Source organism: Sphingomonas sp. NCPPB 2930 (assembly GCF_042867205.1).
GTDB lineage: Bacteria > Pseudomonadota > Alphaproteobacteria > Sphingomonadales > Sphingomonadaceae > Sphingomonas.
Window position 1 is genome coordinate 47,178 of the sequence record NZ_JBHZQU010000016.1, and the last position, 21,326, is coordinate 68,503.

Below are 21,326 nucleotides of genomic sequence, written 5' to 3' on the forward strand. Positions count from 1 at the left end.
TCGCGCCGTCACGGCCGCGCGGGGGCCATCGCCTCGCCGGGGCGCGACCGGGCATAGGTGGCCAACCGCGCGACGATTTCGTCCGCGACGATCACCGACAGCCGTTCCAGCGCGGTATTTTCCGCCGCGATGGTGGCATATTCGGACCGGACCACGTCGATCCCGGCATCCGATCCGGCGGTGGCATCGACCAGCACCGCATTGCTCGTCTGGTCGACCAACTGATAGCGCGCGCGCAGGATTCGCCGCTCACGCACCACCGAGTCGTCGCGCCGCACGCCAAGCCCGCGAATCTGGTCGTCCAGCTTCACGTCCAGCCGATAGCGCGCATTCCCGGTCCTGCCGCCCAGCCTGTCGTTGAGCGCATTGGCCATCAGCCAGCCCGCCTTCCCCTGAATCGGTGCGACCTCGATCTGTGACAAGGCGGTCGCGACCGAGCCCGAGCCGCCCCCCGCATAAAGCGGATGCAGCCCGCAGCCCGACAGGCCCAGCGTCAGCACCAGACCGGCGGCGATCAGGGGAAGGGGGAGGGGGCGGGTCATGCGACGATGTTCACCAGACGGTCGGGCACCACGATCACCTTCTTGGGCGTTGCGCCGTCCAGCGCGCGGACGATCTTGTCCGAGGCCAGCGCGGTCGCCTCCAATACGTCCTTGGGCAGCCCCTTGGCGACGGTCAGCGTGTCGCGCAGCTTGCCGTTGACCTGTACCGCGACGGTGACCTCGTCCTCGACCAGCAGGCTTTCATCGACCACCGGCCAGGCGGCGTCGGCGATCAGGCCGTCCTGGCCCGTCCCGGCCCAGGCTTCCTCTGCCAAATGCGGCACCATCGGCGCGACCAGCAGCATGGTGGTGCGGATCGCCTCGTTCCGGGCGGCCGACGGCTTGGCCTTTTCGATCGCGTTGACCAGTTCGTACAGCTTGGCGACCGCCTTGTTGAAGGCGAGCGCCTCGATATCCGCCGCCACGCCCGCGATGGTCTGGTGCAATTTCCGGGACAGCGCCTTGTCCTCGCCCTCGGCGGCTTCCGAGCCGTCGAACAGACGCCACAAGCGCTGGACGAAGCGCCACGATCCCTCGATGCCCGATTCGGACCAGGGCAGGTCGCGCTCGGGCGGGCTGTCGGACAGCATGAACCAGCGCACCGCGTCCGCACCGTACTGATCCACAATGGGTTCGGGATCGACGGTGTTCTTCTTGGACTTGGACATCTTCTCGACGCGGCCGACGGTGATCGGCTGTCCGGTCGCGATCTCGATTCCGTCGCGAATTTCGCCCGGCGCCAGCCAGCGGCCGTCCGACGACTTGTAGCTTTCGTGCGTGACCATGCCCTGCGTGAACAGGCCCGCAAAGGGCTCCGCCACGTCGATCAGGCCGATATGCTTCAAGGCACGCGTCCAGAAGCGGGCATAGAGCAGGTGCAGGATCGCATGCTCGACGCCGCCGATATATTGCCCGACCGGCAGCCATTTCTTGACGACCTCGGGATCGAACGGGCGATCCTTGGGCTGGCTGGCGAAGCGGATGAAATACCAGGACGAATCGACGAAGGTGTCGAGCGTGTCGGTCTCGCGCCGAGCGGGCTTGCCGCAATTGGGGCAGTCGACATGCTTCCAGGTCGGATGCCGGTCGAGCGGGTTGCCGGGAACGTCGAAGGTGACGTCCTCGGGCAGCGTCACCGGCAGCTGGTCCTTGGGCACCGGCACCGCGCCGCAATCCTCGCAATGGATGATCGGGATCGGCGTGCCCCAGTAACGCTGACGGCTGACGCCCCAGTCGCGCAGGCGGTACACGGTCTGGCCCTGGCCCCAGCCTTCGCTCTCGGCGCCGGCGATGACGGCGGCCTTGGCGGCCTCGACATCCAGCCCGTCGAGCGGACCCGAGTTCACCAGCTGGCCCGTGCCGGTATAGGCGGTGTCGCCCTCGAACACCGGCGCGGTCGTATCGCCATCGGCGACGACGCGGGTGACGGACAGGCCGTATTTGCGCGCGAAGTCGAGGTCGCGCTGGTCATGCGCCGGCACGCCCATCACCGCGCCGGTGCCGTAATCCATCAGCACGAAGTTCGCGATATAGACGGGCAGGGTGATGCTCTCGTCCATCGGATGCTGCATCCGATAGCCGGTGTCGAAGCCCAGCTTTTCCTGCGTTTCCAGCTCGGCCGCGGTCGTGCCGCCCGCCTTGCAACGCTCGATGAACGCCGCCCCATCGGCATTCGTCTCGGCCAGCTGCCGCGCGATCGGGTGATCGGCCGCGATCGCAACGAAGCTGGCGCCGAAAATCGTGTCGGGGCGGGTCGAATAGACCTCGATCGGCGTCGCGAAGGGGGCGACCGGCGCAAAGCGGAACTGGAGACCCTGGCTGCGGCCGATCCAGTTCTCCTGCATCAGCTTCACCTTGTCGGGCCAATGCTCGAGGGTGGTGAGACCCTCCAGCAGATCGTCGGCGAAGTCGGTGATCTTGAGGAACCACTGGTTCAGCTTGCGCTTCTCGACCAGCGCGCCCGAACGCCAGCCGCGCCCGTCGATCACCTGCTCGTTGGCGAGCACGGTCATGTCGACCGGGTCCCAGTTGACCGCCGATTCCTTGCGATAGACCAGACCGCCCGCATACAGGTCGAGGAACAGCGCCTGCTCATGCCCGTAATAATCGGGCTCGCAGGTCGCGATCTCGCGCGTCCAGTCGAGCGCGAAGCCCAGCCGCTTCAGCTGTGCCTTCATCGTCGCGATATTGTCGCGGGTCCAGCCGCCCGGATGGACGCCCTTTTCCATCGCGGCATTCTCGGCGGGCATGCCGAACGCGTCCCAGCCCATCGGGTGGAGCACCTCATGCCCGATCATCCGCCGATAGCGCGCCAGCACGTCGCCCATCGTGTAGTTGCGGACATGCCCCATATGGATGCGCCCCGAAGGATAGGGAAACATCTCAAGGACATAGCTACGTGGCTTGGGGCTGTGATCGTCGGCGGCGAAGGTGCGCCGCTCCTCCCAGATCCGCTGCCAGGTCGAATCCGATTTCAGGGCGTTGAAACGCGAGGCCATTCTTCTCGTCTTTTACTTCGTGATCGACGCACGGCGCAGGTCGCGCGCCTTGGTCAGGATGATGTCTTCCAGCTTCTGGATGGTCGCGGCCTGGACGGGCGCCTCGACCCACTGGCCGCCACGGTTCACCTCACGCAGCGCGGTGACGCGCAGCGCGTCGGCGCGCAGATCCTGGTCGAGGATGGTGACGGTGACCTTCATCCGCTCGGTCGGGACCTGCGGGTTGATATACCAGTCGGTGACGATCACGCCGCCGTTCGAGTCGGTTTCGGCCAGCGGCATGAAGCTGAGTGTGTCGAGGCTGGCGCGCCACAGATAGGAATTGACGCCGATCGTCGTGACCTTCGACGCGGCCAGATCGGCCTGCGGGCGATCCTTCTTGCCGGCACAGGCGCCGAGCGACAGGGCGGCGATAACCGCGAACGCGGTGGCGGAACGGCGAAGCATCGGCATTGTCCTGACTGGGAATAAGGGTTGGCTATAGCCTCTACAGGGGCCCCGCCACCCCGGCAAGCGCCCGGACGATGGGCGGCGTTTCCCCGATTCTGTGGATCGTGCGCAACAGTCGGACAAGATTCGCCCATGGGGGCGTAACAATGGGATCGCTCACCTGCCTTTTCATGTTAGGACGATCCCTACAAAGGGGTTTCCATAAAGGGGTGGACCGTGTCGTTCGGGCGTGTGGTGATCGGAATTGCTATCGGGGCGCTCGCCGCCACGACGGCTCTGGTCGCGCCCGCCATCGGCGCGGTGGAGCAGGGGGGCAAGCCCATCAAGCGCAGCCTGTCGCTGCGCGCCAGCGGCGGCTTCACGCCGGCGGCGGCCGATCCCCGGCTGGCGGCGCTGTTCGCCAAGAGCGGGCTCGACGCGGGCGACCTGCGCTTCACCCCGGCGGAAAGCCAGCGCGGCGTCAGCCGTGCGGTGACCGTCGCGGTGCGTGCCCGGACCAGCCGCACCAATGACGAGCGGATCGCCGCCAACACCGCGCCGACGGTCGGCCTGGCGCCGATCTCCTACAATCTGGGCGTCGCGGTCGGCTGGAAGCGGCTGGCGGTGTCGGGTGACGTGACCCGTGTCGACCTGGGGGGCATGCCGGGCAGCCGCGAGAGCGCCGATGTCGCGGTCAGCTATACCGCGAATCGCTTCACCGGCCGGGTGAAGGCATCGACCGATCGCCCGATCGACGCGACGGCCAAGCTGGTCGACATGCCGTCCAGCTATTCGCTCGACATGGGCGGGTCCTATTCGCTGACGCGCAACCTCGATGTGACGGCGGGTGTTCGCTATCGCTCGGACCGTGAGCGCTTGGCGCGACTCGACGATGATCGCCGCAACAGCCAGGCGGTGTATCTGGGAACGGCCTTCCGCTTCTAAGCGCGAACCGCTTGGTAGCGAGCGGTTCCGAGGCGTCTCTCTAGATCTGACCGGCTCGCGCGCTCGCTTCGCGAGCGCCCACCCCTCACCCAGCTCCGACTAAGCCTTTGCTACGCAAAGACCAAGTCTGCGCAACCCTCTCCCCTCTGCGAGGGGCGAGGGAAGGAAAGGCAGCGCTGAATAGTCATCGGCCCTTGTTCGTCATCCCAGCGAAGGCTGGGATCTTCAGATTGGCTGGCCCGTCGACGCTTCGGACGACGCGTTATTCTCTGCCCTGCAAATGGGAATGAGGGGGATGCCCTTCTCTCCGCGTCCTCTGCGCCTCCGCGCGAACCGAATCTGAAAGCCGCAACGGATCATAGGGCGAGGCGGCTCGCCGCGTTAAACCGCCGCCCAGGCGTCGATCGCGGCCCAGCCCTCGAATCGCCCGCGCAACCGGCGGAAGCGTTTCGCGGTCATCCCGCCCAGCGCGATTCGGGGAAGGTCCAGCCCCCGCCCGATCCGCGCGGCGCGTGGCAGACCCAGACTCGGCGCGCCGGGATGCGAGCGGGTGGGGAATAGCGGCGATACGAACAGCAGGTCGGCCCCGGCCTTCCATCCCGCGACCGCCTCCGCCCGGTCATGTGCGGGCCAGCTCCGCAGACCCTTACCCCGGCCGCGCTTGTGCACTCCGTCGCCGGGCAGGCCACCGCCCGCCACCAGCAGGAGCAGCCGCCGCGCGCGCGCGACTCGGAACACCCGCTGGTGAATCGCCCGCCGCGCGGCCGGGGGCGTGGCATGGTGGCGAAAGACCACCCCCGATCCCGGCGGCAGTCGCCGCAAGGCGGACCACAGCCCGTCCCCCAATCGCTCGTCGGTCATCAGCCATGTCTCGGGGTATCGGTCGGCCATTGCGGGCACTATAGCGCGGGGCATGACCGACGACAGCGTTTCCCGCCTCTCCACCGTCTCCACCCAGCTCCAGCGTGCTGCGAAGCTGGGCGATCACCCCAGCCCGACGCTGATCGCGGTGTCCAAGACGCATGATGCCGACACGATCCGCCCGCTGCTGGATGCCGGCCACCGTGTCTTCGGTGAGAATCGCGTGCAGGAGGCGGCGGCCAAATGGCCCGCGCTGCGCGACGATTATGCGGGCGTCGAACTCCATCTGATCGGACAGCTCCAGTCGAACAAGGCCGGTGACGCGGTCGCGCTGTTCGATGCGATCCACACCGTCGACCGCCCCTCGCTGATCGCCGCGCTGGCCGAGGCGATGGAAAAGAGCGGGCGGCGGCCCGACTGTTTCCTTCAGGTCAATATCGGCGAGGAGGAGCAGAAAGGCGGCTGCGCCATCGCGGAGGCCCCAGCCATGCTGGAGACAGCGCGCGCCGCCGGGCTGCCGATCGTCGGGTTGATGGCGATCCCGCCGCACGGGCTGGACGCCGCGCCCTATTTCGCACTGCTCGCCAAGATGGCGCGCGAGCTGGGGCTGACGAAGCTCAGCATGGGCATGTCCGAGGATTATGAGGTCGCCGCGATGCTGGGCGCCACCCATGTCCGCGTCGGCAGCGCCCTGTTCGGAGTACGCGGATGAGCCGCTTCGCCGCGCTGCTGTTCGATTTCGACGGCGTCCTGATCGACAGCGAATATGAGGGCAATCGCCACCTCGCCCAATGGCTGACCGCCAATGGCCACCCGCATACGCCCGAAGAGGCGATGCACCATTATATGGGGCTGGCGGGGAAGGACTTCGTCGCGACGATCGAGGCGCGGATCGGCCGCACGCTGCCCGAGGCCTTTTACGAGGCGCGTCGCGTCGAGGATGTCCGTGCGATGGAAGAGGGCGTCGCGGCGATCGCGGGGGCGGTCGATTTCGTCCGCTTGCTGCCCGCCGATTTCCCACGCGCGGTGGTGTCGTCCAGCCCGACCGTCTGGCTCGACCGGCATTTGCGCCATCTGGGCTTGCGCGAGGCGTTCGGCGACCATGTCTATAGCGGGCGGGAGCATGTGACGCGCGGCAAGCCCGCGCCCGACCTCTATCTCTTTGCCGCCGACCGGCTGGGCGTGCGGATCGAGGATTGCGCGATCCTGGAGGACTCCCCCGTCGGCGCGACCGGCGCGGTGGCCAGCGGCGGCCATGTCATCGGCATGTGCATGGGGACGCATTGCGGCATCGGCCACGACCAGCGGCTGCGCGAGATCGGCGTCGCGGCGATCGCGCAGGATTATGCCGATGTGCGGCGCGAACTGGGGTTCTGAACCCGCCGTCCCGTTTTCCTGCCCTCCGTTCGCACTGAGCGAAGTCGAAGTGCACGCCCTGCACCGTGCCATAAGGTCAGCCCATGGCCTTCGACTTCGCTCAGGCTGAACGGAGGCTGGTGACATCAGCCCCGCAAAAGCTGGGATCGTCCGCGCCCCGCACCCACCTTGCTCGAAAGGCCCCAGCCTGCGCCGGGGCGACACATATCAGAGCTGGTGCCCGGTCCGGTCGCGCTTGGTCGCCAGATAGCGTTCGTTGTGCGGATTGGGCGGCAGGCTGTGCGCAACGCGTTCGACCACGCGTACCCCCGCCGCTTCCAGCCCCGCGACCTTGGCCGGGTTGTTGGTCAGCAGCCGCACCTGGTCCTGCCCCATCAGGGTCAGCATCCGCGCCGCCACCCCGAAATCGCGCGCGTCAATCGCGAAGCCCAGCCGGGTATTGGCGTCGACCGTGTCGAAACCCTGATCTTGAAGCTGATAGGCGCGCAGCTTATTGACCAGACCGATCCCGCGCCCTTCCTGCCGCAGATAGAGCAGGATGCCCCAGCCTGCCTCGGCAATGGCCTGGATCGCGGCATGGAGCTGCGGCCCGCAATCGCATTTCAGGCTGCCCAGCACGTCGCCGGTCAGGCATTCGCTGTGCAGCCGCACCAAAGGCGGCTGTCCATTGGGCTGGCCGATCTGCAAGGCGACATGCTCGCCCGCCGCATGGGGCGAGCGGAAGGCGACGATCTCGGCATTCTCGGCGCCCGCGACGGGCAGCCGCGCGCGGGTGGCGATGGCCAGCGCCTCGGCATTCTCATGCGCGGCGATATCGGCGAGCGACAGCTCGGCCTCGACGCCGGTCCCGCCGACGAAGAAGGCGGGCAGCATCCCTGCGATACGCGCGAATCGCACCGCCGCCGCCGCGACCGCCGGATCGGGCAGGGGGAGCGCGCGATAGGGGCCCTTGAGCGGCGTCGCGAGGTCGAACTGCGGATCGGCGAGCGCGGTGGCGGCGGCGAAGTCGATCCACGGCGCGCGCTCGACCAGCACGGCGGCGTCGGGATCGGCGGCGTCGAGTTGGTTGGTCAGCTTCAGCGTCGCGGCGCGCCCCGCCGAGATCAGCACCGGCGCACGGGCCCCCGGATCGAAGGCGGCCAGCCGCAACGGATCGGCCGTCTCGACCGCGAGCAGCGGCTGGCCCGCAATCGCGATCGGCCAGCCACGGCGCAGCGCGTCGATTGCGCGCGCGGCGGCCTTGGCATCAGCGCTCAAAAATCAAATTCCGTCATGATCGGGATATGGTCGGAGGGTTTCAGCCAGCTGCGGCACCCCTCGAACACCTGATGCGACACCGCCTTCTCGGCCACGTCGCGTGTCGCCCACATATGGTCCAGCCGCCGCCCGCGATCCGACGCCGCCCAGTCCTTCGCGCGGTAGCTCCACCAGGTATAGAGCCGCTCGGGCGCGGGGACGAAGTGGCGGCCCAGATCGACCCAGTCGTTCGACGCCTGCAACCGCGCCAGCGTCTCGACCTCGATGGGGGTATGGCTGACCACGTCGAGCAGCTGCTTGTGGCTCCACACGTCCGATTCGAGCGGCGCGATGTTGAAGTCGCCGGTCAGGATGGTGGGGCAGTCGAGCTTGCCCGACCAGTCGATCATGCGGCCGAGGAAATCAAGCTTCTGGCCGAATTTCGGATTCACCTCGCGGTCGGGCACGTCGCCGCCAGCCGGGATATAGACATTCTCCAGCCGCACGCCGTTCGGCAGGCGGATGCCGACATGGCGCGCCTCGGCATTGGCCTGCCAGTCGAGGCGGTCGTCCTCGGTGATGGGGACGCGGCTGGCGATCGCGACGCCGTGGTGCATCCGCTGGCCATGGATGATGATATGCTCATAGCCGAGCGAGCGGAACAGATCGAAGGGGAAGTCGTCGTCGACGACCTTCGTCTCCTGAAGACACAGCACGTCGGGCGCGGCTTCCGTCAGGAATTGCGCGACGATGGCGGCGCGGAAGCGCACCGAATTGATGTTCCAGGAGGCGATTTTCACGAGCGCCGATGTAGCGGGGGCAGGGGGGGGAGACAAGATTACCCGCTTCCCCATTCCCCCATTCCTCCCCTGCAAGGGGAGGTGGCAGGCCGTCAGGCCTGACGGAGGGGTGTCACCCCTCGAGAGCGGGACACCCCTCCGACGCGCGATGCGCGCCACCTCCCCTTGCAGGGGAGGAATAAGGGGGAAAAAGAAAGGCCCCCGCTCCGGGGGCATGGAGCGAGGGCCGACCTAGCGTTCGTCACGCAGGCGGGATGAGGATGCCTGTCCGAGCAACAGGGGGGAATCTCGAACGCCCCTCAACCGCAAGGCCCTGATAGGACAGGAAACCTGTCGCCTGGATGAATGAAATAGTCCGCGACCGTTCAGTTTCGCGCCGACGCTCTCCGCGGGTCGTTGAATCGGAACGCCTTGTCGTCCACCGGCACGCCGAAGCGTTGGTTGGACAGGCGAATCGTGGTCCGGTTGTTCTGGCTGTCGAGCGCGACCCAGCCCTGCATCATCAGCCCGCCCGGCGCGGCGGCGTCGCGTGCGAAGACCAGGGTGATCTTGCCATATTCGGGATGCTTGGGGTCGTTCGCCTCGACCGAGAGCAGGCGGGGATCGGCGCTGGGCACGACCTTGGCGTAACGGCCGATGTCGCGGCTGGGGTCGAGCAGCACGCCCAGCGGCGAGTTCTTGATCGGCCAGCGTTGCACCTGCTTGACCGAATAATCGATGAAGGTCAGCGCGCCGCCGTCCGCGACGATCAGCAGGGGTACGCCCTTTTCATACTGGAATCGTATCTTGCCCGGCTTCTTCATGGTCAGCGTGCCGGTCAGGACCTTGCCCGCGCGGTCGGTCTGGGTGAAGTCGGCGGTCATCGTCTGCACCGATTGCAGGTGGCGCTGCACCGCCGCCAGGTCGCCATTGGCCTGGGCCAGCGCGGGGACGGGGGCGGCGACCATCGCCATGGCGGTCGGCGCCAGCAGGGCGGACGCCACAATCGAACGGATCATCAAAACACTCCTTTGGGCACGCCTGTCCTTGCGCGCCGTCTATTGAACGGGTCGTGAATCGCGGGTGTTACAGCGTAAAGGCGGCCTTCAGCCCCAATATGGTGACGTCGTCGGCCTGCGAATAGCCGCCCGGATGGTGGACGAACTGGACGTTGGGCCGCATCTCCAGCCATTCGGCGGGGTGGATGCTGTAATAGACCTCGGCGGCATATTCCGATCCCTGCACCGCGGGCCGCGTGGGATCGAGCCGCTGGCCCTGCGCCACCCGCCCGTTCACATGCGTCCGCGCCACGCCGAAGCCCAGCACGTCGCCGGGCACGGCGGGGACCAGCCCCTTGTAGAACAGGCCCGCCGCGATCTGATTGTCGGTGACGCTGGTCGCACGATCGGCCTGGGTCGCGTTGAGGAAGACGCTGAGGCCGTTTTCCGCCTTTCCGTCCTTGGTCGCGCCGGTCAGCTGCTGCTGGATGTTGATATAGACGCCGTAGCGGCTGCTCCGCTCCAGCGGGGCCAGCCCGGTGATCGCGATCGGACGACGGTTGATATCCAGGAAGACGTCCGCCGCATCCGCCGTCGCGACCCAGCCGCCCAGCTTGTACGACCCGATCCGCCCGGCGGTCGGGTTGCGGATCCAGCCGATCTCGGCGGGGACCAGCACGCCGGTCGCGCCCTTGAAATGGCCGATGAAGAAGTCGGTATCCAGGTTGCGCGGATTGATCTCATAGACCGCGCCCTGGACATACAGGTCGTCGCGCGGTTCGTAGCGCAGCCGCGCGCCCCACTGGCTGACCGGCCAATTCTGCCAAGTGTCGCCGACCAGATTGCCCGGCTGTGCGCCGCAGAAGCTGAGATTCATGAAATGGCAGGAGAAGATGGCGAAATCCTCGCCCGGATTGGTGCGGCCCAGCTTCAGTTCGAATCGTTCGCCGATCCGCTGCTCGTACCAGAACTGGGTCAGGCGCAGCGTCTGGCCGCGACCATAGACCTCCTGCACCTGTTGCAGCGTGCCCAGATTGGCGTCGTCGCTCAGGTTGCGGCCGCGCCGATAGGTGAGGGTGGCCTGGAACGCCCCGCCCTTCAGCCCCATCACCTTTTCCAGATCGAACAGCGCGCCCGCATCGAACTGCCCGGTTTCGCGGAACAGCGTCTTGCGCCCGCCGGTCAGGTTCGCGGCACTTTCGGAGGCATAGCGCGCGGTGACGGTGATGCCGCGCTCGTTCAGCCGCGTGCGGATCTTGTGCCAGTCGCCGATGATCCCCGGCGGCGGGGTGCGGCGCGTATCGGCGGTGATGGCGGACGGCGCGCTGTCCGAGGGGCGGACCGCGCGGCGGCGGGTCGGGATTCGCTGCGTATCGCCGGTGGCGGCATCGGGCGTGATGCGCGCGGCGGTGGGGACGGGGTCGGTGGTCTGTTGCGGCGACAGCGGGGCCGCGAGCAGCAACGGCGCCCATCCCCAGATCATCGCCATCCTATAGCCCCCCGTTTTCCAAGACTTATCGTTGCGCGAGCCTAACGATCCGGGGGGCAAAAGGTGCCGTAAACGTCAATCCTCCCCCGCGCCGGGGAGGATCGGGTCAGCCCTGCTCCGCCGCGCGGACCTGGTCGACATAGTCGCCATACCCCTGCGCCTCCATCTCGCCGAGCGGCACGAAGCGCAGCGAGGCCGAGTTGATGCAGTAGCGCAGGCCGCCGCGATCGCGCGGGCCGTCGGGGAAGACGTGGCCCAGATGGCTGTCGCCATGCGCCGAGCGGACCTCGGTGCGGATCATGCCGTGCGTGGTGTCGCGCAGTTCGTTGACATGGGCGGGCTCGATCGGCCGGGTGAAGCTGGGCCAGCCGCAATGCGAGTCGAACTTGTCGGCGGAGGCGAACAGCGGCTCGCCCGAGACGATGTCGACATACAGGCCCGGCTCGCGGGTGTGGAGATATTCGCCGGTGCCGGGGCGCTCGGTGCCGCTCTGCTGGGTCACATAATATTGCTCGGGGGTCAGCTTGGCCAGGGCTTCCTCGGTCTTGGCGTAACGGGTGTCGGTCATGGCGTGTCCTTTCCCAAAGATTCAGGCGTCGGCAGGTTCGGCGGCTAGGATCTGGCGCAGCGCCTGCTCGAAGGATTCGGGCGGCTGTCCGCCCGAGATGAGATAGCGGTTGTCGATCACGATGGCGGGCACCGACTGGATGCCGCGCCCCTGCCACAGCCGCTCCGCCTCGCGCACCTCGGCGGCATAGCGGTCGGAGGACAGGATCGCGCGCGCCTCGTCCTCGGGCAGACCGGCACGGACGGCGGCGGCGGCCAGGATCTCGCGATCCGAAATATCCTGTCCCTGCGTGAAATAGCTGTCGAACAGCGCGTGCTTCAGCGCGGCCTGGCGCCCTTCGATCCCCGCCCAGTGGAGCAGGCGGTGCGCATCGAAGCTGTTATAAATTCGCGACGTGTCGCCCATCGCCATGGTGAAGCCCACCGCCGCCGCGCGCTCGCGAATCGTCGCGCGATTGGCCGCCGACTGTTCGGGGGTGGCGCCATATTTGCGGCCGATATGCTCGACGATATTCTCACCCTCGGGGGCCATGGCGGGATTCAGCTCGAACGGCTGGAAGTGCAGATCGACCTCGACTGCCGCGCCCGACGAGTCCGCCAGCCGCTCCAGCGCGATCTCCAGCCCGCGCAGGCCGATGATGCACCAGGGGCAGGAGATGTCGGAGACGAAATCGATCCGGATGGGGCGGGGCATGGGCGGTCCTGATGGCGGGCGGGAAGGGCCCTTATGTGGGGATGCCGTCAGGCTTCGAAAGGGGGGCGGAACGCAAAGCCCCCGGCGGGTCTTTGCCATCGACGGGTCGCAGCCGCTACGACACCGGCCTGCTCCAAGGAGATGACTGCATGACCAAGACAGCCCTTATCACCGGCGCCACCGCCGGAATCGGCGCCAGCGCCGCGCGTGCGTTCGTCGCGAGCGGCTGGCGGGTGATCGGCACCGGGCGCCGGGCGGACCGGCTCCAGGCGCTGGCGGCGGAACTGGGCGGGGCCTTCCATCCGCTCGCCTTCGACATCACCGACGAGGCGGCGCTCGACGCCGCGCTGGGCGACCTGCCGTCCGACTTCGCCGGGATCGACCTGCTGATCAACAATGCCGGGCTGGCGCTGGGCACGAAGCCCGCCCAGGACAGCGACCTTGCCCAGTGGCGCACGATGATCGCGACCAATATCGACGGGCTGATCACCATCACTCACCGGCTGCTGCCCCGGCTGATCGAACGGCGCGGGGGGATCATCAACCTGTCCTCGGTGGCGGCGAACTATCCCTATACCGGCGGCAACGTCTATGGCGGGACCAAGGCGTTCGTGAAGCAATTCTCGCTCAACCTGCGCGCCGACCTGCACGGCAAGGGGGTGCGCGTCACCTCGATCGAGCCGGGCATGGTCGAGACCGAGTTCACCACGGTCCGCACCGGCGGCGACCAGGCGGCGTCGGACGCGCTCTATGCCGGGTCCAACCCGATGACGGGCGAGGACATCGCCGCGACATTGCTCTGGGTCGCCGAATTGCCGCCGCATCTCAACATCAACCGGCTGGAACTGATGCCGGTCAGCCAGTCCTTTGCGGGCTTCCAGGTCGCGCGCGAGGGCTGATCACAACGGCCGGTGCATGACCAGCGCCTCCACCGGCCCCAGCGCCGGGTGCCGGAACGCCCCCGGCACCCAGCCGACCGTGGCAAAGCCCAGCGCGGTCCACAGATGCACGGCGGCGGCGTTGCTGGCGACCACGAAGTTGAACTGCATCGCGGTGAAGCCGCGCGCGCGGGCTTCGTCAAAGGAATGGAGCGCCATCGCCCGCGCGACGCCTTTGCCGCGCGCGGCCGGGGCGGTCATATAGCCCGCATTGGCGACATGATCCCCGCCGCCCGCCTGATTGGCGCGCAGATAATAGGTGCCGAGGATCGCACCATCCTCCTCGGCGACGAAGACCGTCTTGTCCCCACCGAACCAGTAAGCGATCGCGGCCTCTTCGGACATGGCGGGGTCGAGCGCATAGGTCTCGCCCGCGCGGATCACCGGCAGGATGATCGCGGCGATGGCGGAGGCGTCGGCGGGGGAGGCAGGGCGAATCGGCATGGGGCGGATCTAAGGCCGAATGACAATCAGGTCGCGCGATATGGCGGCCATGGTTCCCGAACGAGCGAAGAGGCCACTTTCGACCGCTGAACGTCGCGACAGATTGGCGCTTCCATGCAAGGGGCGATATGCAGGTGATGTGAGATTTTATGGGATCGTCGCTGGCGACGAAGGCGATCTCTTCCGAGAGATCGCTGGAGCGGGCGAAGGGATTCGAACCCTCGACCCCAACCTTGGCAAGGTTGTGCTCTACCCCTGAGCTACGCCCGCTCTGGCGTTCCGAACCGGCTGACCGGCTGGGGTGAGGCGGGCTATTAGATGTGGGTTTCGAATCCGGCAAGCACTTTTTTCAATTTTTTTACGGCTGGCGACTCCGTCAACAGAACATTACAAGAACATATATGGAGGAGCCCTTTGCCCTGATCGATCGTCTGCGCCGCGCGGCCGCGCTGGTGGAGCAGGCGCGTGACGGCGAAGAGGGGAATGGAAAAGGCGCACCGCCCCGGCTGGCGCGGGCGCAACTCCATGAGGTTCATGCGCTTTCCCAGGAATCGGCGGCCAGCGGCGCGGGGTTCGCGATCGGATGCGTCTTGGCCGGCGAGGCGCGGCCGATCCTGTGGCTGCGCACCGAGGCGGCGGAGCGGCAGGGCGGGCGACTCCATGGGCCGGGGCTGATCGCGATGGGGCTCGACCCCGCCGAACTGGTCGTGGTGGTGGTCGCCGACGATGCCGCGCTGCTCCGCGCCGCCGCCGATGGCGCGCGCTGTCCGGGGCTGGGCAGCGTCATCGCCGAGGGCTGGGGGGCGATGCGCGGGTTCGACCTCACCGCCTCGCGCCGGTTGATGCTGGCCGCCGAAGCCTCGGGCGTGATGATGATCCTGTTGCGGGTGGGCGGGCAGGTCGTGCCCAGCGCCGCCGCGACCCGTTGGTCGGTCGCGCCCGCCCCGTCGCGCGCGCTCGCCGCCGATGCGCCGGGGGCGCCCGCCTATGATCTGGAATTGCTGCGCCGACGGGGAGGGCCCGCGGGCGCCCGGTGGCGTGTGGAGTGGAACCGTGACACGCAGAGCTTCGATCCCGCGCCGCTATCTGGCCCTCGTCTTCCCCTGGTTGCCGATCGAGCGGTTGCGGGCACGCCGCCCGCACCTGTTCGTGGCGCGGGGTGACGCGCCGATCGCCTTTGCCGAATCGGTGGGCGGGGCGATGCGCCTGGCCGCGCTCGACCCGGCGGCGGTGGCGGCCGGGCTGTCGGTTGGGCTGACGCTGGCCGATGCGCGCGCGCGGGTGCCCGAGGTCGAGGTGTATCCCTATGATCCGGCGGCGGACGCCGACTGGCTGGAACGGCTGGCCGAGGGCGCGCGGCGGTACAGCCCGGCGGTGGCGCTCGACCCGCCACAGGGGCTGGTGCTCGATTCGGGCGGAGCGGACCATCTGTTCGGCGGCGAGCGCGGGCTGGCCGAGGATATCGAGACGCGGATGGCCAGGCGCGGCATCACCGTCCGGCTGGCTTATGGCGACACGCCCGAGGCGGCGCGCGCACTGGCGCGGCATGCGGGGGCGCCCGCCCCGGACGAGATGGGCGCGATCCGCCGCCTGCCCGTCGCCGCGCTGGAGCTGGACGAGGATGGCTGTGCGGCGCTGGTCGCGGCGGGGCTGAAGTCGGTCGGCGATGTGCTGGCGCGGCCGATGGCGACGATCGCCGCGCGATTCGGGCGCGAGGCGGCCACCGCGCTCCGGCGGCTGACCGGCGAGGAGGACAGCCCGCTGACCCCGCGCGTCGTCGCGACCCCGATCGCGGTGGAGCGCCGCTTTGCCGAGCCGGTGGCGCGGACCGAACATATGCTGGCGGTGCTGGAGGAACTGGCGGGAGAGGCGGCGCGCGCGCTGGAAGAGCGGCATGAGGGCGGTCGCCGCTGGGACGCGCGCCTGTTCCGCGCGGATGGCGAGGTGCAGGCCTTGCGCGTCGAGACGGGGCAGCCGACGCGCGACCCGGCGGTGCTGCTGCGGCTGTTCCGCGAGCGGATCGAGGCGCTGGCCGATCCGCTCGACCCCGGTTTCGGCTATGACCTGATCCGGCTGGATGTGGGGCTGGCCGAGAAGCTGGACGCGGTGCAGCTGCGGCTGGAGGGGGGCGAGGCCAGGACCGAGGCGGTCGCCGCGCTGATCGACCGGCTGGGCACAAGGCTGGGGCGCGAGCGGGTGCGGCGAATCCATCCGCGCGACAGTCATATGCCCGAACAGGCCGAATTGCTGCTACCCGCGACCGACCCGACCCCCAGGGCCGAATGGACCCGACCCGAGCCGGGCGAGCCGCCGTCGCGCCCCATCCACCTGTTCGATCCGCCCCAGCCGATCGAGTCGCTCGCCGCCGAAACGCCCGACGGCCCGCCCGCGCGCTTTCGCTGGCGGCGCAAGCTGCACGACGTGGCGCGCGCGGAAGGGCCCGAGCGGATCGCGGGCGAATGGTGGCGCCGCGCCGACATGGCGCCGCCGACCCGCGACTATTACCGGGTCGAGGATGTGCGCGGGCGGCGCTTCTGGATCTTCCGCCACGGCCTCTACAGCGAGACCGAGCGGCCGCGCTGGTATGTGCACGGGCTGTTCGCGTGAGGGAGGGTGACCCTTTTCCTCCCCTGCAAGGGGAGGTGGCAGCGCATAGCGCTGACGGAGGGGTGTCCCCGGTGGTGAGCTTCCCCCGCCTCGTTGGCGGCGACACCCCTCCACCATGCTGCGCATGGTCCCCCTCCCCTTGCAGGGGAGGAAAAGGATAAATGCCTGACTTCGCCGAACTGGTCGCGGCGACGCATTATTCCTTTCTCGACGGGGCGAGTCCGGCCGAGGATATGGTGGCCCGAGCCTATGAGTTGGGCCTCAACGGCATCGGCATCGTCGATCGCAACACCGTCGCAGGAGTCGTGCGCGCCCTCAAAGCCTGGCGAAAGGCCTGCACGTCAGCGGCGGAGATCGGCGCACCCCCGCCGCCGACCCTGGTCGTCGGCGCGCGGCTGGTCTTTGTGGACGGCACACCCGACATCGTCGCCTATCCGGTCGACCGCACCGGCTGGGGACGGCTGACCCGGTTGTTGACGCTGGGCAACAAGCGCGCGAGGAAAGGTGGCTGCATCCTGGGGCTGGGCGATCTGGTCCGCCATGCCGAGGATCTGCTGCTGATCGCGCTGCCGGAATCCTCCGCGCGCCCCTGCGAACCGATGGCGGATGCGATGCTGCCGCCCCGGCGTGCCGACCCGGGGCTGGCGGCGACGCTCGACCGGCTGGTCGCGGCGGCGCCGGGGCGGGTGTGGCTGGGCGTGACCATGCCGAGAGGGGGCGCGGACCGGCGGCGGCTGATGGCGCAGGCGGCGCTGGCCGAGGCGCGGGGCGTCCCCCTGCTCGCCACCACCGATGCGCTGTTCGCCGAACCCGGTGACCGACCGGTACAGGATATACTGACCTGCATCCGCGAGGGCCTGACCATCCGCACCGGCGGACGGCGGCTGGCGGCCAATGCCGAACGCCACCTGAAGCCTGCCGCCGAAATGGCGCGGCTCTTCGCCGACCGGCCGGGGGCAGTGGACGAGAGTATCGCGATCCTCGACCGGATCACATTCCGGCTGGAGCACCTGTCCTACGACTATCCGCATGAGCCGGTGCCCGAAGGGTGGGAGGCGCAGGACTGGCTGGACGAACTGGTCCGACGGGAGGCCGCCGCGCGCTTCCCCGAGGGCGTTCCGCCCCGGTTGCGGGATACGCTGGATATGGAACTCACGCTGATCCGCGAGCGCCAATATGCGCATTACTTCCTGACCGTGCATGACGTGGTGAGCCATGCGCGCGGCTTGAAGCCGCCGATCCTCTGCCAGGGACGCGGCTCGGCGGCCAATTCGGCGGTGTGCTGGATATTGGGCGTCACCTCGGTCGATCCGACCCGGCATGACCTGCTCTTCTCGCGCTTCGTATCGGCCGAGCGGGGCGAGCCGCCCGATATCGACATCGATTTCGAACATGAGCGGCGCGAGGAGGTGATCCAGTATATCTACAACCGCTATGGCCGCCACCGCGCCGCCATCGCCGCGACCGTCATCCATTACCGCCCGCGCAGCACGGTGCGCGAAGTCGGCCGCGCGCTGGGCTTGAGCGAGGATGTGACGCAGCGGCTGACCAGCACCGTCTGGGGCAGCTTTTCCAGACAGTTCGAGGAAAAGCGGTTCCACGAAACCGGCTTTTCGCCCGACAATCCGGAGATCGCGCGGCTGCGCACGCTGGTCGACCGGCTGCTGGGCGCGCCGCGGCATCTGTCGCAGCATGTCGGCGGCTTCGTGCTGACGCAAGGAAGGCTCGACGAGACGGTGCCGATCCATAACGGCGCGATGGAGGGGCGGACCTTCATCGAATGGGACAAGGACGATATCGACGAGCTGAAGATCATGAAGGTCGACATATTGGCGCTCGGCATGCTGACCTGCATCCGCAAGGCGTTCGACTTGATGGAGGCCAACGGGATGCCGCGCCCCGACCTCACCGATCTGGCGCAGGAGGAGGATGATCGCGTTTACGCGATGCTGCAAAAGGGGGACAGTATCGGCGTGTTCCAGGTGGAAAGCCGCGCCCAGATCAACATGCTGCCCCGGTTGAAGCCGAAGGAATTCTACGACCTGGTGGTACAGGTCGCGATCGTCCGGCCGGGGCCGATCGAGGGGGACATGGTCCATCCCTATCTGCGCCGCCGCGCGGGCAAGGAGCCGGTCAGCTATCCGTCCCCGACCAAAGGCCCGGCGGACGAATTGCGGACGCTGCTCGGCAAGACCTATGGCGTGCCGCTGTTCCAGGAACAGGCGATGAAGCTGGCCATCACGGCGGCGGGATTCACGCCGGACGAGGCCAATGGCCTGCGACGCGCCATGGCGACGTTCCGCAATGTGGGGACCATCAAGGGTTTCCGCGAGAAGATGATCGGCGGCATGGTCCGGCGCGGATACGAACCCGACTTTGCCGAGCGGTGTTTCAAGCAGATCGAGGGCTTCGGCTCCTATGGCTTTCCCGAAAGCCATGCGCTGTCCTTCGCGCGGCTGGTCTATGTCTCGGCCTGGCTGAAATGCCATCAGCCCGCGATCTTCACCTGCGCGCTGCTCAACGCCCAGCCCATGGGATTCTATGCCCCCGCGCAGCTGATCCGCGATGCGCGCGAGAACGGGAAGGTCGAGGTGCGGCCGGTCGATGTGAATCACAGCGGCTGGGACAATCGGCTGGAGCGGCGCGCGGACGGTCGCTTCGCGCTGCGGCTCGGCTTTCGCCAGTTGGATGCGTTTCGAGAGGATTGGGGCAACGCCATCGCCACCCACGCCCCCTATGAGACGATCGAATCGGTCGCGATCCGCGCGCAGCTTCCCCGCCGGGCGCTCGACCTGCTGGCACAGGGGGACGCCTATCGCTCGCTGGGGCAGGGGCGGCGCGAGGGGCAGTGGGAGGCGCGGCGGATGAAGGCGGCGCAACTGCCGCTGTTCGCCGCGATGCAGGCCCCCGAAATGGCCGCCGAGCCGGAGGTGACGCTGCCGCCGATGACGCTGTCCGAACAGGTCAGCGCCGATTACCGCGCGACCCGGTTGTCGCTGAAGGGGCATCCGATGGCGTTCCTGCGCGCCGAACTGGCGGCGGAGGGGGTGCTGTCCGCCGCCGACCTCCGCAATCTGCGCGACGGGCGGCGGGCGAAGGTGGCGGGGGTGGTGCTGGTCCGCCAGCGGCCCGGCAAGGGCCATGCGATTTTCGTCACGATCGAGGACGAGACGGGAATCGTCAACGCACTGCTCTGGGCGCGCGATTTCGAGGCGAATCGGCGCGCGGTGATGGCTTCGCGGTTGATGCTGCTCCACGGCGTGGTCCAGCGAAGCGAGGAGGGCGTCGTCCATCTGATGACCGCCGGTGTCGAGGATCGCAGCGCGATGCTCGCCCGGCTGGAGGATGTGCCCGTCGCGCCGACCCGCTCGCCCGATCCGCGCGGGCCGGTCGCGCCGCGCGGGGTGCATCCGCGCGACGTCCGCCTGCTCCCCCGCTCGCGCGATTTTCATTGAAGGCGGCAATTTCTGCGACGGCGACCCGCCGAAGGACTTGTGCCCACCCCCCGCCATGCCATATTTTACCTCATCATGGCCCTGAACAACGATCTCCTCACCCCGCCTTCGGGGATGACCGGCAATGGGCCGGGGCGCGGGCCCGGCCAGGGGCCCGATCATGGCGACGATGACGGTTCCGGCCTGGGCGTCGCGACCCGCACCCGCGCGCGGACCAAGCAGCCGACGCCGTACCGGGTGCTGATGCTCAACGACGACTATACCCCGATGGAATTCGTCGTGCTGTGCCTTCAGCGGTTTTTCCGGATGAGCATGGACGATGCGACCCGCGTGATGCTGCATGTGCACCAGCGCGGGGTCGGGGTGTGCGGCGTCTTCTCCTATGAAGTCGCCGAGACGAAGGTGGCGCAGGTCATCGACTTCGCGCGCGCCAACCAGCATCCGCTTCAGTGCACGCTCGAAAAGGCGTGACCATTCGCGGGTGAGGGGGATGCCCCCCGCTCGCTATCCCGATGACAGACCGTCCGCCGCCTGCCGACCGGACATCCAGGCGCTTTCCACGCGTGGCGCGATCAGCCAGTCGCCGCACGCCGCCAGCGCGATATCGGGCCGGACATGCGCGCCCGTCCCGCCCTTGGCCGAACGGGCATAGCGCCAGCGATGCGCCGCGGCATGGACCGGCGGCGGCAATGACCCCGTCTGCTCCTCGAAAGCGCGCAACAGCGATGCGGTGACCGAGGCGGCATCGCGCTCCAGATGCCGTCGCGACCAGTCCTCGGTCGCGTGGATCGTCCAGGCCTCGCCGCCGCCATGCCCCGGCTTGGCGGGGTTGCGCGCCGCCCAGTCGATCGGCTCGCGAAGGGCGGGCACGTCCGCCACCGACAGCCGCGTGTCGAACCCCAGCATCACCGTCCAGCAGGGCGCCGAAGGGCAGGCGGCGGCGCGCTGCGCCAGTCCGGGGTCGTGCGCGCCGATCAGCGGGCCGACCTGTTCGGCCGGGATCGCCAGCACCAGCGCGTCGAACGGGCCTTCGCAGCCTTCGTCATGGACCAGCGTCCAGCCCGTCGCGTCGCGCGCGACCGATCGGATATGGGGCGACCAGCGGACCGGATGCGCCCCGGCCATATGCGCCGGGATCGTCGCCATGGCGGGCGTGCCGACCCAGGCATCCGCCCCGGCGGCGGGCCAGCGCGCCACGATTCCCGCTTTTTCCCAGTCGGCGACCTGGGCCCTGAAAAGCGGATCGCGCGCGGTCAGATATTGCGCGCCGTAATCGAAGGCGAAGTCGAGCCCTTCGGCGAAAACCGTCTTGCTCGACAGGCGGCCGCCGGGGCGGCGTCCCTTGTCGAACAGCCGGACGTCGCATCCCGCCTCTGCGGCTCGCGCGGCGCAGGACAGCCCGGCCATGCCCGCCCCGATGATCGCCATCGATCGCATCGTCGCCATTCTCCATCGCAGCCTGCCCGC

The 21,326-nt window shown here is 68.4% G+C and carries 20 protein-coding genes and 1 tRNA gene; 8 read left to right on the forward strand and 13 right to left on the reverse strand.

Features of this window, described 5'->3' with window-relative positions:
• Nucleotides 1–8: 8 nt before the first annotated feature.
• From lptE to ACFX59_RS15540, 3 genes are read right to left on the reverse strand one after another with little or no spacing between them, the layout of a single operon-like run.
• Entirely contained in the window at nucleotides 9–542 is a 534-nt protein-coding gene (lptE, locus tag ACFX59_RS15530) for an LPS assembly lipoprotein LptE (protein ID WP_387433451.1), read from the reverse strand.
• Nucleotides 539–3,040, reverse strand: a complete 2,502-nt coding sequence (gene leuS / locus ACFX59_RS15535; RefSeq protein ID WP_387433453.1) for a leucine--tRNA ligase — start codon at nucleotides 3,038–3,040, stop codon at nucleotides 539–541. The genes lptE and leuS overlap by 4 nt, the downstream gene beginning before the upstream one ends.
• A gap of 12 nt (nucleotides 3,041–3,052) precedes the next feature.
• Nucleotides 3,053–3,487 (reverse strand): DUF3576 domain-containing protein, encoded by a 435-nt coding sequence (locus ACFX59_RS15540; RefSeq protein WP_387433456.1) that lies wholly within the window; start codon nucleotides 3,485–3,487, stop codon nucleotides 3,053–3,055.
• Nucleotides 3,488–3,706: 219 nt separating this feature from the next.
• Between ACFX59_RS15540 and ACFX59_RS15545 the strand changes: the two genes are divergently transcribed.
• The gene (locus tag ACFX59_RS15545) at nucleotides 3,707–4,414 is read left to right on the forward strand and encodes a hypothetical protein (protein WP_387433458.1); all 708 of its coding nucleotides are present in this window, start codon (nucleotides 3,707–3,709) and stop codon (nucleotides 4,412–4,414) included.
• A gap of 381 nt (nucleotides 4,415–4,795) precedes the next feature.
• Here the strand turns inward: ACFX59_RS15545 and ACFX59_RS15550 are convergent, their stop codons facing one another.
• A complete protein-coding gene (locus ACFX59_RS15550) occupies nucleotides 4,796–5,305 on the reverse strand; it encodes a thiamine phosphate synthase (RefSeq protein WP_387433460.1) in 510 nt (169 codons plus the stop codon).
• A 22-nt stretch (nucleotides 5,306–5,327) separates the two neighbouring features.
• Here ACFX59_RS15550 and ACFX59_RS15555 point away from each other — a divergent pair, with 22 nt between their 5' ends.
• A complete protein-coding gene (locus tag ACFX59_RS15555) occupies nucleotides 5,328–5,987 on the forward strand; it encodes a YggS family pyridoxal phosphate-dependent enzyme (RefSeq protein ID WP_387433462.1) in 660 nt (219 codons plus the stop codon).
• Nucleotides 5,984–6,652, forward strand: a complete 669-nt coding sequence (locus ACFX59_RS15560) for an HAD family hydrolase (protein WP_387433464.1) — start codon at nucleotides 5,984–5,986, stop codon at nucleotides 6,650–6,652. The genes ACFX59_RS15555 and ACFX59_RS15560 overlap by 4 nt, the downstream gene beginning before the upstream one ends.
• 207 nt (nucleotides 6,653–6,859) lie before the next feature.
• On the opposite strand, the gene ribA is transcribed toward ACFX59_RS15560, so the two are convergent.
• The 6 genes from ribA to ACFX59_RS15590 all read right to left on the reverse strand — a co-directional run bounded on the left by ribA (nucleotide 6,860) and on the right by ACFX59_RS15590 (nucleotide 12,415).
• On the reverse strand, nucleotides 6,860–7,909 hold the full coding sequence (gene ribA / locus ACFX59_RS15565) for a GTP cyclohydrolase II (protein ID WP_307101842.1): 1,050 nt from the start codon (nucleotides 7,907–7,909) through the stop codon (nucleotides 6,860–6,862).
• The gene (locus ACFX59_RS15570) at nucleotides 7,906–8,742 is read right to left on the reverse strand and encodes an exodeoxyribonuclease III (RefSeq protein ID WP_387433467.1); all 837 of its coding nucleotides are present in this window, start codon (nucleotides 8,740–8,742) and stop codon (nucleotides 7,906–7,908) included. Before ACFX59_RS15570 ends, ribA begins: the two co-directional genes overlap by 4 nt.
• A gap of 311 nt (nucleotides 8,743–9,053) precedes the next feature.
• A complete protein-coding gene (locus ACFX59_RS15575) occupies nucleotides 9,054–9,686 on the reverse strand; it encodes an outer membrane lipoprotein carrier protein LolA (RefSeq protein ID WP_387433469.1) in 633 nt (210 codons plus the stop codon).
• A gap of 67 nt (nucleotides 9,687–9,753) precedes the next feature.
• Entirely contained in the window at nucleotides 9,754–11,148 is a 1,395-nt protein-coding gene (locus tag ACFX59_RS15580) for a carbohydrate porin (RefSeq protein ID WP_387433471.1), read from the reverse strand.
• 112 nt (nucleotides 11,149–11,260) lie between these two features.
• Nucleotides 11,261–11,722 (reverse strand): peptide-methionine (R)-S-oxide reductase MsrB, encoded by a 462-nt coding sequence (msrB, locus tag ACFX59_RS15585; RefSeq protein ID WP_387433474.1) that lies wholly within the window; start codon nucleotides 11,720–11,722, stop codon nucleotides 11,261–11,263.
• Between the two features lie 21 nt (nucleotides 11,723–11,743).
• Nucleotides 11,744–12,415, reverse strand: coding sequence for a DsbA family oxidoreductase (locus ACFX59_RS15590; protein ID WP_387433476.1), 672 nt, complete (start codon nucleotides 12,413–12,415; stop codon nucleotides 11,744–11,746).
• A 149-nt stretch (nucleotides 12,416–12,564) separates the two neighbouring features.
• Here ACFX59_RS15590 and ACFX59_RS15595 point away from each other — a divergent pair, with 149 nt between their 5' ends.
• Nucleotides 12,565–13,314 carry an SDR family NAD(P)-dependent oxidoreductase gene (locus tag ACFX59_RS15595; protein ID WP_387433478.1) on the forward strand — a complete coding sequence of 250 codons (750 nt, stop codon included), beginning with the start codon at nucleotides 12,565–12,567 and terminating at the stop codon, nucleotides 13,312–13,314.
• Here ACFX59_RS15595 and ACFX59_RS15600 read toward each other — a convergent pair whose 3' ends face one another.
• On the reverse strand, nucleotides 13,315–13,797 hold the full coding sequence (locus ACFX59_RS15600) for a GNAT family N-acetyltransferase (protein ID WP_387433481.1): 483 nt from the start codon (nucleotides 13,795–13,797) through the stop codon (nucleotides 13,315–13,317). It lies immediately after the preceding gene.
• Between the two features lie 195 nt (nucleotides 13,798–13,992).
• Nucleotides 13,993–14,067, reverse strand: a tRNA-Gly gene (locus ACFX59_RS15605).
• Nucleotides 14,068–14,198: 131 nt separating this feature from the next.
• Here ACFX59_RS15605 and ACFX59_RS15610 point away from each other — a divergent pair.
• The 4 genes from ACFX59_RS15610 to clpS all read left to right on the forward strand — a co-directional run bounded on the left by ACFX59_RS15610 (nucleotide 14,199) and on the right by clpS (nucleotide 20,330).
• Nucleotides 14,199–14,960, forward strand: coding sequence for an ImuA family protein (locus tag ACFX59_RS15610; protein WP_387433484.1), 762 nt, complete (start codon nucleotides 14,199–14,201; stop codon nucleotides 14,958–14,960).
• Entirely contained in the window at nucleotides 14,851–16,404 is a 1,554-nt protein-coding gene (locus tag ACFX59_RS15615) for a DNA polymerase Y family protein (RefSeq protein ID WP_309699979.1), read from the forward strand. The genes ACFX59_RS15610 and ACFX59_RS15615 overlap by 110 nt, the downstream gene beginning before the upstream one ends.
• Nucleotides 16,405–16,565: 161 nt before the next feature.
• On the forward strand, nucleotides 16,566–19,859 hold the full coding sequence (locus tag ACFX59_RS15620; RefSeq protein ID WP_387433486.1) for an error-prone DNA polymerase: 3,294 nt from the start codon (nucleotides 16,566–16,568) through the stop codon (nucleotides 19,857–19,859).
• Nucleotides 19,860–19,973: 114 nt separating this feature from the next.
• Complete coding sequence (gene clpS / locus ACFX59_RS15625) at nucleotides 19,974–20,330, forward strand: ATP-dependent Clp protease adapter ClpS (protein WP_307104689.1); 357 nt, start codon at nucleotides 19,974–19,976, stop codon at nucleotides 20,328–20,330.
• Nucleotides 20,331–20,363: 33 nt separating this feature from the next.
• Here the strand turns inward: clpS and ACFX59_RS15630 are convergent, their stop codons facing one another.
• The gene (locus ACFX59_RS15630; RefSeq protein ID WP_387433489.1) at nucleotides 20,364–21,305 is read right to left on the reverse strand and encodes an NAD(P)/FAD-dependent oxidoreductase; all 942 of its coding nucleotides are present in this window, start codon (nucleotides 21,303–21,305) and stop codon (nucleotides 20,364–20,366) included.
• Between the last annotated feature and the right edge of the window lie 21 nt (nucleotides 21,306–21,326).

Excerpts from the sequence above, each read along its gene's own strand:
- ACFX59_RS15610 (WP_387433484.1), top strand. The coding sequence starts at position 14,199 with ATGGAGGAGCCCTTTGCCCTGATCGATCGTCTGCGCCGCGCGGCCGCG.
- msrB (WP_387433474.1), bottom strand. The coding sequence starts at position 11,722 with ATGACCGACACCCGTTACGCCAAGACCGAGGAAGCCCTGGCCAAGCTG.
- ACFX59_RS15560 (WP_387433464.1), top strand. The coding sequence starts at position 5,984 with ATGAGCCGCTTCGCCGCGCTGCTGTTCGATTTCGACGGCGTCCTGATC.
- ACFX59_RS15570 (WP_387433467.1), bottom strand. The coding sequence starts at position 8,742 with ATGGGGAAGCGGGTAATCTTGTCTCCCCCCCCTGCCCCCGCTACATCG.
- leuS (WP_387433453.1), bottom strand. The coding sequence starts at position 3,040 with ATGGCCTCGCGTTTCAACGCCCTGAAATCGGATTCGACCTGGCAGCGG.
- ACFX59_RS15550 (WP_387433460.1), bottom strand. The coding sequence starts at position 5,305 with ATGGCCGACCGATACCCCGAGACATGGCTGATGACCGACGAGCGATTG.
- ACFX59_RS15540 (WP_387433456.1), bottom strand. The coding sequence starts at position 3,487 with ATGCTTCGCCGTTCCGCCACCGCGTTCGCGGTTATCGCCGCCCTGTCG.
- ACFX59_RS15580 (WP_387433471.1), bottom strand. The coding sequence starts at position 11,148 with ATGATCTGGGGATGGGCGCCGTTGCTGCTCGCGGCCCCGCTGTCGCCG.
- ACFX59_RS15575 (WP_387433469.1), bottom strand. The coding sequence starts at position 9,686 with ATGATCCGTTCGATTGTGGCGTCCGCCCTGCTGGCGCCGACCGCCATG.
- lptE (WP_387433451.1), bottom strand. The coding sequence starts at position 542 with ATGACCCGCCCCCTCCCCCTTCCCCTGATCGCCGCCGGTCTGGTGCTG.
- ACFX59_RS15630 (WP_387433489.1), bottom strand. The coding sequence starts at position 21,305 with ATGGCGACGATGCGATCGATGGCGATCATCGGGGCGGGCATGGCCGGG.
- ACFX59_RS15595 (WP_387433478.1), top strand. The coding sequence starts at position 12,565 with ATGACCAAGACAGCCCTTATCACCGGCGCCACCGCCGGAATCGGCGCC.
- clpS (WP_307104689.1), top strand. The coding sequence starts at position 19,974 with ATGACCGGCAATGGGCCGGGGCGCGGGCCCGGCCAGGGGCCCGATCAT.
- ACFX59_RS15555 (WP_387433462.1), top strand. The coding sequence starts at position 5,328 with ATGACCGACGACAGCGTTTCCCGCCTCTCCACCGTCTCCACCCAGCTC.
- ACFX59_RS15600 (WP_387433481.1), bottom strand. The coding sequence starts at position 13,797 with ATGCCGATTCGCCCTGCCTCCCCCGCCGACGCCTCCGCCATCGCCGCG.
- ACFX59_RS15620 (WP_387433486.1), top strand. The coding sequence starts at position 16,566 with ATGCCTGACTTCGCCGAACTGGTCGCGGCGACGCATTATTCCTTTCTC.
- ACFX59_RS15590 (WP_387433476.1), bottom strand. The coding sequence starts at position 12,415 with ATGCCCCGCCCCATCCGGATCGATTTCGTCTCCGACATCTCCTGCCCC.